Raw genomic sequence first — 13,519 nt, 5'->3', positions numbered from 1 at the left:
GCATCGACCCCGATACGAGTCGCCCAATTTCGACATCCAACGTGTGATGTACCATGAATTGACGTGAACCGCTTTTAGCGTCTTCTTAAGATGGCGCTGAAAGTATCAGCGACAAATTCCTCTCGCCTTGATCTGAATCAAGCGGACTTCGCGCACGTCTTCTTGACATATTCCTGACAGATATCAAGATGCGCAGTTGCTTCAGCGGCTATCGTTCCGACGGCGTTGTGTGCAGCCCACAGACGAACGTCGATTGACGCTTCCACCCGTACCTGTATTGGGCGCGCGCTATGGACCAACGTCAGAGCATCAGTGTGGCGGCGGCACCATGCCAAGGGCGCCTTCTGGTTCGTCACCTATACGGGTGCGCTGAAGGATGAATCGTTTATGGATCTGCTTGAGAAACTGATGGCGCGTCACAAGAAGTCGCTGCGTCAGGTCCTCATCCGAGTGGCCGCACCTTGCCCGAATATGCGCAGGAGTTGAATCTGGACGAGCTGGTGTCGAGCCACGCCAGACACACTCGCAAACCCGCGCAGGCCGCCACAAAAGGGCGAGAAGAGAGAAGAACGTGTGAGCGCCGAATTTGCCGAAGCGGGGAGGGATTCCGCGCTGGTCCGTTCGTTCGTCAACATCCAGGCGACGTCAATATTTCTGACGGCGAGTATTCAAATTAATTCAAGTTAATAACACGAACCTTATGCGTCGGGAACCCCACATGGCCATTGCTATTGACGAGCAACTGCACCTTGCTACCGAAATCGACTCTGTCTGCATGGTCCTCTTTGATCGATGGTGCGAAAGAAGGAGCGTTGTTCCACTTGCATACCTGATGTATACCTGGCCAATCGTTAGAGCTACGCTGCCTCTGATCGAGCGCCTGTCGTCGACGCTGCGCGATTTGGTAATTTTTCATTTCGACACCCTGGATGTTGAGGAGCATCAAATGATCCGTAACGTGATTGAAATGGCCGAGCATGTGTCGTACGCTATCTTGAATTTTAGGCGGCATAGTGCTTGAGCATAGCCTCCGGCGGAGTGGCACTGACGGCTGGCCACGTACGTGGAAGGAGCTACTTGCACCACGGGGCCGTGCGCGTAGACAAACAGCGTATTCGCAATCTCATGGCACATGCATGGAATTCGCGCTCGGCACAAGCGCAAGTACATTGCGACGACCAACTCTGTACGGCAGGTGATCAATGAGTCTGTTGGAGTAGTTCCGTCATTAAGGTGAAAGCCGGGAGATGTGCCAACTGCCGTCGGTCTCGCGTGCATAAAGGAGGCGATCGTGCAGTCGCGATGGCCGTCCCTGCCAGAATTCGACGGTTTCCGGAACGAGCCGGTAGCCTCCCCAGTGCGGCGGGCGCGGCGGGTGCTCATCAAAGCGCTCGGCAAATGCTCGCGCGCGGGCCTCAAGTTCGGCCCGGCCGGCGATCTCGCGGCTCTGCTCGGATGCCCAGGCGCCGATGCGCGAGCCGAGCGGGCGCGCTGCAAAATACGCGTCGCTCTCTTCCGGACTCGTCTTCGCAATGACGCCCGTGACGCGGACCTGACGTTCGAGCTCGGTCCAATAGAAGAGCAGGCAAGCGCGCGGGTTGGCGGCAAGCTCTTGCCCCTTGCGGCTTTCGTAATTGGTGAAGAAAGCCGCGCTCGTCGAAGCCCTTGAGGAGGAGAACACGCGCCGAGGGGCAGCCTTCACTATAGACAGTAGCCACCGTCATCGCATTTGGCTCGGGCAATTGCGAAGCAAGCGCCTGCAGCATCCAGCGTTGGAACTGGCGGACCGGATCCGGGTCGACGCTGCGCTCGTCGAGCGATCCGCGCGCATAGTCTTTGCGCAATTCTGGCAGAGTGATCATGATTTTGGCCTCACCGCCCTTCCTCCGGGTAACGCGATGCTGATTCATAAGACCCTGATCCTTCGTCGTCGTGGCTGCGGGTCAAGACGGTTCCGGTAATGACGCTTCGGATACAACGTCTGTGGGTTTGCTACCGATGTCATGCGCCGCACTCGTCGGACGTAGAACGCAATAAATCTGTCACCGTCGCGACTATAAATGTGTCAATCCGCGGTTTGCACCGGCTACTGTTCCGCCAGCGCCTTGATGGGCAGGGCAACACGTTCACGAAATAAATGTGTCAACAAACGGCGGCCACCGCGCTCCTGCCAGCGTAGAGCGAAGCAAAGTCGTCACCGTTGGCGAAGCAAAGTTGTCACCTCCCGGTCCGACGTAACGATGGTGGCGGCCAGTGCGCGGTGACGAGCGAAAACCCGACCCAAAGGGCGAATTGCGCGCTCGTGTTTCGTGTGCGAACAGACGTGGTCCGCCCGCGCGAGCTAGACATCGCGTTCCTTACCGCCGAGGCAGAAGCTACCCGCCATGCGATTATGGAAATGCCGCGGGATGGCAATTCAATGTTCTTTGCGCATGGCTGGCCTAGTCGAAAGGACTGGAGGTAATCTTGTGCCGTAAGGCGTGCCGCACCATGCACAACGATACGGCGAACCTATGAGATTAGCGCTCAGGATGTATGGTGTTTCGCGTCTACAATGTCGGCATTCCGTCTCCAGCATCCGTTCGTGCGCGGGGCAGCGGTTCTCACTGAACATCTGATACGTCACGCTGTGATGGCCACTCGCCGTACACTGACGGCAATATCGAAAGGTTGGGTGGTGCCGCCCTCGTTGACCAGCGTCAAGGAGCGACGCGCGCAACACCTTCGCGGGCAGGCACAGCATTCGCCGCAGGCGCTTCACGTCGACGACATCGCGCATCGGCTCTACGCCCGCATAAGGGTCGACGTCTGCTCCCATCAACTGCACGAGCGTGTGGCCGGGAAGCCCGTTGGTCCGAGCGAACTTCCACAAGATCGAGACCATCGATTCGCCTGGCAGTAACCACCTGACATCGAAGATGAAGCCCAATGCAGGAGTCAGTTTTCGCTCGTCAAGTGTGAGGATTGGAAAGCGCGGCGCCCTGAGCATATCACGCGTGAACGAGTACACGGCCGGTAGCATGACGGGACTGGACATATCCGGAGCGACGAACCGCGTGAGCCCATAATGATTGATCCGGGCAATATCCCGGAGCATCCATCAGTTCGCTATCCTTGAGCACAACCTCGACCGCACGAGCGAACGATTCCATCGGGATTTCGAGACGGCCCGGCAGGCTTGCCTTGTGATGCGCACCCTCAAAAGCATCCCACAGCAAGTCCGCATCGCTCACGAGTCGATAACCTGCATCGAACGCCTGTGGCATATAGAATCTTGTGAAGCTCCACTGCGTGCCTTCGGGATAGGCGGTCTGATCGTATCCGTTCAGACACGTGGCAACATCTTCGGCGTTACGGATGCCATGAAACGCAAGCTCTTCGACCATCAGACGTGCAACAATTTGCGTCTTACCGGCGATTTGCAGCGCAGTCTTCTGCGCCAGCAACTCCTGCTGACCGACGAGGAACGTGAATAGCTTGATCTGCTGGCGGTCCAGCGCGTCGTGCACATCCCGCAGCCATTCGTACTCGTTCTCGTTGTAGCGCTGCGCTTCGTCGCAAAACAGCAGGACCGTACCGCTGCCAGCGCGGGCAGCCGCTTCGCGGATGCGTAGCGAGAGACGCATGCGTTTGGCGGGATTCGTGCCTGCGTTCGGATCATGATCGCCGACAGCTTCCAGCAGATTTGCGAAAAATGGCCCCTCCGCATGCCGCGGCTTGTGCTCGCATTGCGCGTGATAACTCGTCACTTTCGGGTACTCATGGGCCAGCAGCAAACGGACATATTCAATCGAGCGGGTCTTGCCAATCCGAGGAGCGCCATAGATGAGCGCTCCCATGACGCGGTAGCGAAGGCAACTTACGACAAGTTCATAGAACGATTCGATTGCCGGTGTAGCTATACGGTAATTGCCGGTGACGAGCGGATGCAGTGACTGATCGATCGGCCGCGGAATGTGAAGCGACATGACTGCCTCCTGTGCATACGGCCCGTTCAGAAAACTTGCCCCGTTCCGATACCAAGCTTCCGCGGACGAACTGGCTGGGCGCGAGCGGTATCGGCAACCATTTGATCCGTTGTCGTTTCCTTTGCTGCTGACACTGCAGGACCGGTCGACTCAGGCCTCGACGGACCTGTCGGTGTTTTGGCCGTAGGGGCGCTGCCGAGAAGACGCAACGCCTGGGCGAGATCGGAGGCAGCCCTGTGGGATGTTTTCGCAGCGGCGACTTTGGTGTGCACATATGCTTCGATTGGGTTTCCGCCAGCGGTATTCCGGGCGCGCTTGCTGTCCCTCGCCCTCATGATTTCCCTGCGCAAGGTCAGGTTATGCGGCATCACACGCCAGGCACCTTGGGCCCCGAGCACCCCAAGTTCAGTGCCGTCGGCAAGGAAGGCGCGTACACAGCGCAGATCGTCGGCGTTCATGTAGATGCGCAATAATTGGCCAATCAGTTGTGCGCTGCAGGCGAGCACCGCATTCGTGTAGCGCACACCAAACAGGTTGATGTGAGGACGCACGCCCAGCGCAAGATAGCCGCGCACGCGACAGCGTCGAGCGGATTGCATCAGGCACAGCGTGCGTCGGCGCACCTCGGGCAACCAGGCTAGCAGTTGCCCTCTGCTACGAACGAAAAACTCCATCGCCTCGAGGGGCGTGACGCCGTTCAACCCACCGTGCGGGGTGCCGTGGTAATTTCCAACCGCATACTCGATCAGCTCATCGAGTTCGTCGAGCGACACGTACAGACGGAGATTACCTTTTGGATCGGCAAGCGCCCGGCGTAAATCGCGCGGATGCGAGCCGGTGTAACCGGGCAAGCGCGAGGACAGCTTACTGGCGATTGTGCCGAAGAAACGCTCAATGTAGGGGCGCTCGTCGGGACTGTGTTTCGGTCCTGCGCTGACGGCGCAGCCGACAAACTCGCAGAGGGCAGCCAGCGTTTCAGTTGCCAGGTTCGCCTTCGCATTGTCGAGCCTGATCCACTCCCAGCTTACGTAGGCAAGCTCCGGCAGGCGCTGTGAAGCGAAGCCATCCTGCGGGGCGCAGACAAGGCCGGGTATTGTGAAGGTGCGCCTCGGACGGGGTTCGAGCGCGTTCTCGATGGTCTTGATCACATCGTAACGGCTATATTCTCGGGCCAGCACAAGGCGATAGCCGAGCACTACCCGCGTGCAAACGTCGATTATTACAAGTAGCCACACGCGCTCGACTTCGAATTCGTGCTCGAAGCCGAGCGGATCGCGAACGACGACCTTGAGCCGGATGTCCAGCCGGTGGCCATCGAACTCGACAACCTGGTAAGGCCGCGTAGCTGCTGGCGTGGTCGCCGCGTCGGTACGCGGCAGCCCTTTAAGGTGCGAGGCGCCGGCAGCGCCTGCTGCCGTGCCGAAGCCGCGCAAAAGTTCCGCCTTTACGCGAGATGACAGCGAACGGACCGCGCGGTTCGCTGTGTTGAAAGGATAGTCGGCGACCGTCAAGCCTAGTTGCCGACACTCCTGCAGGAATCTGTCATGTAGCGCCTGCAAACCACGCACGCGGATACGGAGACCGTCGTCGGACGGCACCTGATTCAGTTTGACGCGGCGCTGTCTAATCTGCAGGATTAGCCACGCGGCGAGCTGGGGATAGCGCTCAAACAGCAGCGAAAGCGCACCGGCAGCACCGCCTCGCTCGCCGCGCAAGGTCATGGGCCGCACCCGCGTATATTCTGTCACACGTGCGTGGGCAATAAGTGCACGAAAACCATAGATGCGCCCATCGGGGTGCAACGCAAGCGCTCTGTCGAGGAGCCGATAAAGTTGCCGGCGATTGACACCCGTCATAGTCTCGATACTCTGGACAGACTCACCGTGAACGTACCGCTCGATCGCGTCGATATGCTTCTGGACGCGCCCGCGCTGAGCGGCATCAAGGTCGGTCCACGCGAGTGCTGGCCACGCGGCAAGATCCAGCGTCTGGAATTCAGGTTTGCGGCGGCTCATGATGCGGCCTGAGCCGTGGCAAAGCGCGTCAGCAACGACAGGCTTTCCGTATGCAACTCAATCGCCTGAACGCGCCCGAGATGCAGTAGTTCGAAAGCGGCCGCTCGCACGAGTACAGGGTCGCCCGTAGAGAACTCGCGCTCGACGGAGAGCAGCGGCTGAGGTGTCGCGACAAACCGTTCGATCGCGTTAAGCAATGAAGGCGTTACCAGGCCACGCGCGGAGACAAGTACGGGCAGCATGCGCTGCCAGTTGCCGATCCAGACGCGCGCGGCTGCCCGTTCAGCCACACCGATGTGCCGCACGATGAAGGAGTCGGAGTCGAAGTCAGGATAATTCTGCAGGCGGTCAGTTGCTGGTGTTCGGTCGGATAGTAGAACCAAGCCTTCGTGGTCAACGAAACTTAACCAGAAGTCCACGATGCAGCGGTGCCCATCGACCGTCATGACGCCAGGCCGTTCGCAGAAGGTTCGCACGCCGGGATCCGATTCGATCATGAGCCATGCCTCAAACGCGCTACGCCCGTAGAACGTCAGGCGCCGATTGAGCTTGGGACTGAAAGCATCGTACCGGTGCGCGCCACGGGGACGCGACAGCTGGATCGGATCGAAGCAACGCGGGAGATCGACCATGAGAGCCACCTTGCGAGCGGAATTCATGGTGTAGAACGAACGCGAAGTGACAAATTTAATGCGGACTGACGCGAAGTGACGACTTTGCTTCGCTGCTTACGTAAGTAAGATCGTCAACTCCGTGGCGCACGCCCCGATGCAGCGGGCATCGCGAGTTGACAACTTTCCGTCGATCTACGATGTCTGACGCATTTCGGCGGAATAGCTCACCCCCCTTTCCATGTTCCTCTTTCTATCGAACGGCCAATGCCGCCTCTTTGCTCACGAGGTCGCGACATCGAGTCATGACTATGCAGGACTCTCCGACACGCTTAAAACGGGATATCTATCGTCACATCGCCTATCGTGGGTCTAGCACTAGGATGCTAGGTCAGAAATTTGGCGAGCCATGCTTGGCTCTCGAGCCGTTTGTTCTCATAGCTTCGGATCAGATTGGCATGACGCAAAGTTAGCGCGATGTCGTCGTAGCCGTTGAGTAGGCAATATTTCCTGAAGGCTTCGACTTCGAACGGATACTCCTCTTCGTTGGACGTTCGTAAGGTCTGCTGTTCCAGATTGATAGTCAGCTGAAACCCGCTGATTGAGTGCGTGTGTTCGAACAGGCGCGCTATCTGTACCTCTGGCAGTACGATCGGCAATAAGCCGTTTTTAAAGCAGTTGTTGTAGAAGATTTCTGCGAAGCTCGGCCCGACCAATGCACGGAATCCGAATTCTTGTAACGCCCACGGCGCGTGCTCACGGGAGCTTCCGCAACCGAAGTTGCGCCGCGTCAACAGGATTGACGCTCCCTGATAACGCGGCTGGTTTAGGATGAATTCGCGATTCAATGGACGCGTTGAATTGTCCATCCCCGGCTCACCATGGTCGAGATAACGCCACGGGTCGAAAGCGTGCGGACCGAAGCCAGATCGCCTAATGGATTTCATGAACTGCTTCGGAATGATCGCGTCCGTGTCCACGTTCTCGCGGTCGAGAGGAGCCACCAGGCCCGTATGTACAATGAATTCTTCCATATTCTCACGTTCTGGCCGAGACGCTTCGATTTCCAACCGTTCTATCATCAGACTTACTGCCAATCTTTTTCGCGGGCCTCGCTGGTGCACGGGGCGCGACGTCGGCAAACGCTCAAGGCTGTTAGCAAACTTAGCACGCGAGTTTGCGTGAAAAAGCTCCCGCATAGGGTAGGCACCGTTTGTCGACAGGTTCGGGCCGTGCGCTAGGACGAGCGGATCGAATGCACCAGCGCGGGCGCCCGGCGGATCGCCCATTCGATGTGCGCCCGCGCTTCCCGCAACATGGGCAGACGCGTGGCGATCAGATCATCCGTCGTCGTGCGGTCCGTCTCGGACGAGCAGTTGATCGCCGCGATCACCTGGCCGTGCGGATCGCAGACCGGCACCGCGATCGACACCACGCCCATTTCGATCTCGTCCTGCTGGGTGGCGAAGCCGTCGGTCAGCGCCTTCGCGAATTCCCGGGCGAGGTCGTCACGCTCGACCAGGGTCTTCGGCGTGTATTGCGGAAATGGGGCGCGGCTCAGCAGGCCCTGTTGTTCGTCGAGTGGCTGGTTCGCCAGCAAGATCCTCCCGAGCGACGTGCAGAAGGCGGGCAGCCGATATCCCACGGACGCCCGTCGCGTGATGCTGCGCTTGCTGGGTACATGGGCGAGATAGACGACGTCGTCGCCATCGAGGATCGCAAAGGACACGGAATCACGATATTCGTCCGCGACTTCCTGCAGGTAGGGATTGACAAGGTCCTTAAAATTCATCGAGCGCAGATATGCCACCCCGAGCGACAACACTTTTGGCAGCAACAGGAAACGCTTGCCCTGCATACCGACGTAGCCCAGCGAGTGCAGAGTGAGCAGCGCACGCCGGGCCGTGGCAACGTTCATTTGCGCAGCCTGTGCGACCTCGCTCAACGTCATTTCCGGCTGATTTTCGCTAAAGGCCTGGATCACCGAGAGGCCGCGCGCAAGCGCGGCCACGAAGTCCCGGTGAGTCTCATCAATGCGGTCAGAAGGCGTTTGGGTCATGAAAGAAGGTAGACGGTCATCAACAGGGCTAACTATACTGATTTTCGCAGGACGAAAAACATTTCGCAAGAAAACCCTGGCAGCGATGCGTCAGAAGCGATGCCGGATGCCTAGGCTGACGATGGTCTGGTTGCCACCGTTCGAAGGCGTTGCCGTGAACAGCGTGGCTCTGACGTTGTCGCCATGCACATGCTCGTAGTTGAGCAAGGCATAGAGGTCAGTTTGCTTCGAGAGGAAATAGTTGGCCGAGAGCATGTACTGACCCCAGCGGGCTTCATTCAGCTTCGAGTACGCGTAGCCGCCCAGCACCGATACCGCGGGCGTCAGCCAATAGGTTATACCGCCCTCCCACGTACTCAGCACGGCGGTCGAACTGCCGCTCTTCATGTCGGTGAGCGAATACACGCCATGCAGCAGCGCGGGCCCGAACCGATAGCTGCCTCCCGCCGCGACGGTCGAAATCCGGTCGAGGACAATCGTCCCGCTTTGCGGCGTGCCGAACAGGTCGGGTACGCCGATCGTCGTGGCCGGGGTGATGGTCGTATTGTTCACGCTGGTGTACGCGGCGGCGAGATTCAGGTTGCCGCGGCTGTACGAGATGCCGTAACTCTGCGCGCTGCCGGCCGCCAGATGACCCGGCTGGCCGCCCGGCGCATACAGCACGCCGACCTTCAATCCGTAGAACGTGGTGCTTTGGTAGGCAATGACGTTGTTGAGTCGTTCTCCGCCGAGGCGGTCGTAGTCTCCCAGATGGAAACCGTACGTACCGGCGCCGTACAGGTTGGTCATCGAGTACAGATAGAGCAGGAAGTCGTATTGCCGTCCCAATGTGATCGTGCCAGCGGGGGTCGCGAGTCCGACGAAGGCCTGGCGTCCGAACTCGAGGCCGCCTTGGCCGAGCGCCCCGGTGTTCAGCGCGAAGCCGTTTTCCAACGTGAAGATGGCCTGGTAGCCTCCACCCAGGTCTTCCGTGCCCTTGATGCCCCAGCGACTGCCCTGTACGTTGCCGGACGTCTGCATGACGGCGCTATGACCGCCTTCGTTGCTGACGTAGTTGAGGCTTTCGTCGATCAATCCATACAGCGTCACGTTGCTTTGCGCATATGCGGTCCCCATGCCATACAGCGAACATGCGAGGGTAGTCGACGACAGCAACGCCGCCTTGATGGCACTCTTCATTACCTGTCTCATGGAACTTCTTCTTTTAAAGGAAAAATATGGTCTATTGAAAGGATTACTAAATAACTGACGATGGTTTCCGGTTCCCTTTCGCGGTCCCCAGCGGGGTGCCGGGAACCTCGCTCAATCCGGTCGCGTGGTAGAAACCATTGCGGGTGGAATCGAAAGAATCAGGCAGCAGCACGCCAGCAGGCATCCTCCCAGCACGTAGGTACCGCTGTTGACGTCGCCGGTCACGTTCTTCGCCATGTTGGTGATCATCGCGCCGGTGATGCCGGACAAGCTGCCGATGGAGTTGATCATCGCGAGTCCCGCAGCCGCGGCAGCGCCCGACAGCAGGCGGCCGGCGAAGGTCCAGAAGATCGGCATGATCACTATGATCCCGGACGCGGCGATCGAAATGAGCAGGATCGACACCGACAGTTGGTGCGTGAACGTCGCGCTGAGAAGCAAAGCGATACCGGCCAGCAATGCGGGGATGGCGGCATGCAGGCGCCGTTCTCCCGTGCGGTTCGAATGCATCGCATTCGCGACCATCAGGATGCTGGCGGCGACATACGGCACGGCCGCGAGCAAGCCGATATGAAAGGCATCCTTGAGCCCCGCGGCGCTGATAATGGACGGCAGCCAGAACGACAGGCCATAGAAACCGGTGTTCATGGTGAGCAGAATGCCGCACAGGATCCACACGCCCCGGCTTTTCAATGCGGCGCGAAAGTCATGGGTCTTCGTCACGTTCTCCGTGGAAAGGTTGCGCTTCAAAAGCGACTTTTCCTCGGATGTAAGCCAATGCGCGTCGTCGATGGTTTCCGTCAGCGTCAGCAAGACCAGCACGCCGAGAATGATGGCGGGCAAGCCTTCCACGATCAGCATCCACTGCCAGCCGTGATAGCCGAGCGTGTTGTGCATGTTCTGCAGCACCCAGCCCGAAACCGGGCCGCCGATGCACAAGCTCAGCGGCAGCGCCACCATGAAGCCGGCCATTACGCGGTTTTGCTTGTGCGACGGGAACCAGCTATTCAGATATAGAACGACGCCGGGAAAGAAGCCCGCTTCACAGACACCCAACAGGAAGCGCAGCATGTAGAACATGGTCGCCGAGCCGGTATGGAAGAACCGCCCCAGCGGCCCGATATACATCAGCAAGATCGAGACGAGGCCCCACGTCACCATGATGCGGGCAATCCAGCGGCGCGCCCCCACCTTATGCAAGACGATGTTGCTTGGCATCTCGAACAGGACATAGCCCCAGAACAGCATGCTCGCCCCCAGCGCGTAGACGTTGTCGCTGAGCTGCAGGTCGCCTAGCATCTGCAGCTTCGCGAAGCCGATGTTGACGCGGTCAAGGTACGACACCATGTAGCAAAGAAAGAACAGCGGCACGCAGCGCCAGAACACCTTGCCGTAAGTTGTTTTCTCGAGGTCCTGCGAAAGTTCGTCAATGCCTGCTTTTTCCACACTCAACGCCATGACAGTTTCCTGATTGTTGTCCGTGCCGCGCCGCTGGGTCACTCGATCCCGCCCCATCCGCGGCGCGCGCGGGGATGTCTCACGTGCGCAGAGGCCCGAGGATTTCTTCGTTGTGTTCGCCGAGCACCGGCGGCGGGACGATTGCGAGCGAGCGCTCGCCGTTGTAGCTCACCGGGCTGCGCACGGTCTTGTATTCGCCCATCGTAGCGTGGCGCGCGGACACCAGCAGTTCCAGGTGCTTCGCCTGCGGGTCTTCCAGCGCTTCGCTGGCGTCGTACATCGGCGCATGCGGCACATCCTGCGCAAGCAGCAGGCCGCACCACTCGTCGCGATCGCGCTCGACGAAGACCCCGGCGAGGACCTCGATCATGGCATCCTGGTTGTCGATACGGCCCTCGCGGGTCGAAAAGCGCGGATCCTCGAGCAAGCCGGGTCTGCCGATCACCGCAGCGAGTCCCTGCCAGAATTTCTCCGGGGACGACATATGCAGCGCGAGCCACTTGCCGTCCCGGCATTTCATCACATAGGACTGCGAGACCATCGGCCGGCTGTAGGGTCCCATGACCTCGCTGGCCGAATAGTAGTGAGTGAACGCGTCCATGTTGAAGTGCGTCATGGCCTCGAGCATCGACACTTCCACGCTCAACCCCGTACCGGTACGCGCGCGCTCCTGCAGTGCCCCAAGAATGCCATAGGCGGCGTAGAAGCCCGTGATCGAATCGGCGATCGCCGGTCCGACCACGCGCGGATTCTCCGGATTGATCAGCAGACCGAGGAATCCGCTCGCGGCCTGCGCGACGGTATCGTATGCCGGGCGCCCCACGGACGGTCCCGACTGACCAAAGCCGCTGATCGAGCAGTAAATCAGGCGGGGATTGATCGCACGAAGACGCGCTTCGTCGACGTTGAGACGCGCCGCCGCGCCTGGGCGAAAGTTCTGGATATACACGTCTGCCGTGCGGATGAGCTCGTCGAAAGCGGCGAGGTCGCCGGCGTCTTTCGTGTTGAGCGTGATGCTGCGCTTGTTGCGGTTGTAAGTCTGGAAGTGCGGGCTGTACAGGCCGCCGCGAAAGGCCCTGAAAGGATCGCCGGTGCCGGGCTGCTCCACCTTGATGACGTCTGCACCGAGGTCGCCAAGCAGCATCCCCGTGGCCGGTCCGGTAATGAACGTTCCCTGTTCGATGACGCGTATGTTCTGCAATACCTTGATCACTTCGATTACTCCATGTGCGGCAAGCGCCGCGTTGTGTTCCGGGAGTGCCTGTCGGCCGGGAGGATGAGTCGCATACAACGCCTGTTCACCCGACATACTCGATCGCGCTTTCGCCGGCATGGGCCAACGCGAAACCGATCGGCTCCACGCTCTCCTCCAGCAGGTGGGCGACGAGGCTCACGCTCCTCGCCACGAGCGGCACCCCCTTCAACGCCTTGAGAGGAAAACCCACATCCAGCAGGACGGCGGGAATCGCGCCGGATACGTTGACCGGCAACGCACGGCCGTAGATTTTTGGCACCACGGCGGCAATGGCGCGCAGCACCCGTACGTTCGTTCCCGCGGTGCCGTGCTCGTCCGCCAAGGCTAGCAGGCGCGTGGCACGCGGATCTTCCTGCTGGTGCAACGGATGCCCGAAGCCGGGCAGCGGCGCGCGCCGCACTCGTAGCGCGGAGACTTCGCGCTCGACCACCTGTTCGAGCGTTCCCTCCTCCGGCGTTTTCGCCAGCAGGCCGGCGAAGAGCCTGCCTGCCTCTTCGGAACTGCCGAGGACGACGGACCCACATCCCAGGAGGCCCGCCGCCACTGCGCCCTGCAAGGCTTCCGGCGCTGCCGCGAACGTCATGCGGGCGGCTTGTATCGACGGCACCAGCCCGTGTTCCGCGATCGCCACGAGGGACGCGTCGAGGAACAGACGCTGGACTTCCGTGGGCGGATGGCCCGTCAGGAGCAGGCAAAAGAATTCGGTCAGGTTCACCTGTCCGATTAACTCCCTGCAGAGATCCCGGTTGCGGACGGTGATGCTGTCAGGCGTCGCCGTCGAAATCGACGTGCGCAGCTGGCTGGGTTTCCCGATTTGCATGGCGACCTTTGAAGATGCAATGGATGGTGGTGGTTAGGTAAAACTGAAATTTCGGCCAACGCATATTAATGCGCTAGACGAAACTTTACAGATGGGCCTGCCCGTGTACCAATAGGTAGTTTCCCCTAGCGAATATATTTTC

At 59.6% G+C, this 13,519-nt stretch carries 10 protein-coding genes and 2 pseudogenes; 2 read left to right on the top strand and 10 right to left on the bottom strand.

What is annotated here, in order from left to right; all coding sequences use genetic code 11:
* The first annotated feature begins 718 nt into the window (after positions 1-718).
* Both WN982_RS25395 and WN982_RS25390 read left to right on the top strand, forming a co-directional pair.
* The gene (locus WN982_RS25395) at positions 719-1,021 is read left to right on the top strand and encodes a hypothetical protein (protein WP_341318390.1); all 303 of its coding nucleotides are present in this window, start codon (positions 719-721) and stop codon (positions 1,019-1,021) included.
* Positions 1,022-1,049: 28 nt separating this feature from the next.
* Positions 1,050-1,186, top strand: a pseudogene (locus WN982_RS25390) (IS3 family transposase); the annotation flags it as partial.
* Positions 1,187-1,228: 42 nt separating this feature from the next.
* On the opposite strand, the pseudogene pdxH reads toward WN982_RS25390, so the two are convergent.
* The 10 genes and pseudogenes from pdxH to WN982_RS25340 form a co-directional block, all read right to left on the bottom strand.
* Positions 1,229-1,862 (bottom strand): annotated as a pseudogene (pdxH, locus tag WN982_RS25385) (pyridoxamine 5'-phosphate oxidase).
* A 1,128-nt stretch (positions 1,863-2,990) separates the two neighbouring features.
* Positions 2,991-3,968, bottom strand: a complete 978-nt coding sequence (locus WN982_RS25380; protein WP_341318389.1) for an ATP-binding protein — start codon at positions 3,966-3,968, stop codon at positions 2,991-2,993.
* Between the two features lie 26 nt (positions 3,969-3,994).
* Positions 3,995-5,983, bottom strand: a complete 1,989-nt coding sequence (locus WN982_RS25375) for an integrase (RefSeq protein WP_341318388.1) — start codon at positions 5,981-5,983, stop codon at positions 3,995-3,997.
* Positions 5,980-6,615, bottom strand: a complete 636-nt coding sequence (locus WN982_RS25370) for a hypothetical protein (RefSeq protein WP_341318387.1) — start codon at positions 6,613-6,615, stop codon at positions 5,980-5,982. Before WN982_RS25370 ends, WN982_RS25375 begins: the two co-directional genes overlap by 4 nt.
* A 365-nt stretch (positions 6,616-6,980) precedes the next feature.
* Positions 6,981-7,628 carry a 3-isopropylmalate dehydratase small subunit gene (gene leuD / locus WN982_RS25365; RefSeq protein ID WP_341319420.1) on the bottom strand — a complete coding sequence of 216 codons (648 nt, stop codon included), beginning with the start codon at positions 7,626-7,628 and terminating at the stop codon, positions 6,981-6,983.
* A gap of 203 nt (positions 7,629-7,831) precedes the next feature.
* Complete coding sequence (locus tag WN982_RS25360; RefSeq protein WP_341318386.1) at positions 7,832-8,605, bottom strand: IclR family transcriptional regulator C-terminal domain-containing protein; 774 nt, start codon at positions 8,603-8,605, stop codon at positions 7,832-7,834.
* A gap of 138 nt (positions 8,606-8,743) precedes the next feature.
* Complete coding sequence (locus tag WN982_RS25355; RefSeq protein WP_341318385.1) at positions 8,744-9,832, bottom strand: porin; 1,089 nt, start codon at positions 9,830-9,832, stop codon at positions 8,744-8,746.
* 123 nt (positions 9,833-9,955) lie between these two features.
* Positions 9,956-11,302 (bottom strand): MFS transporter, encoded by a 1,347-nt coding sequence (locus WN982_RS25350; protein ID WP_341318384.1) that lies wholly within the window; start codon positions 11,300-11,302, stop codon positions 9,956-9,958.
* A gap of 79 nt (positions 11,303-11,381) precedes the next feature.
* Positions 11,382-12,515 carry a CoA transferase gene (locus tag WN982_RS25345; RefSeq protein ID WP_341319419.1) on the bottom strand — a complete coding sequence of 378 codons (1,134 nt, stop codon included), beginning with the start codon at positions 12,513-12,515 and terminating at the stop codon, positions 11,382-11,384.
* 85 nt (positions 12,516-12,600) lie between these two features.
* Positions 12,601-13,377 (bottom strand): citryl-CoA lyase, encoded by a 777-nt coding sequence (locus WN982_RS25340; protein WP_341318383.1) that lies wholly within the window; start codon positions 13,375-13,377, stop codon positions 12,601-12,603.
* Positions 13,378-13,519 lie beyond the last annotated feature (142 nt).

The sequence above is a fragment of the Paraburkholderia sp. IMGN_8 genome, from assembly GCF_038050405.1.
GTDB lineage: Bacteria > Pseudomonadota > Gammaproteobacteria > Burkholderiales > Burkholderiaceae > Paraburkholderia.
The sequence above is the reverse complement of the archived record's forward strand: the minus strand, read 5'-3'. Positions and strand labels throughout refer to the sequence as shown.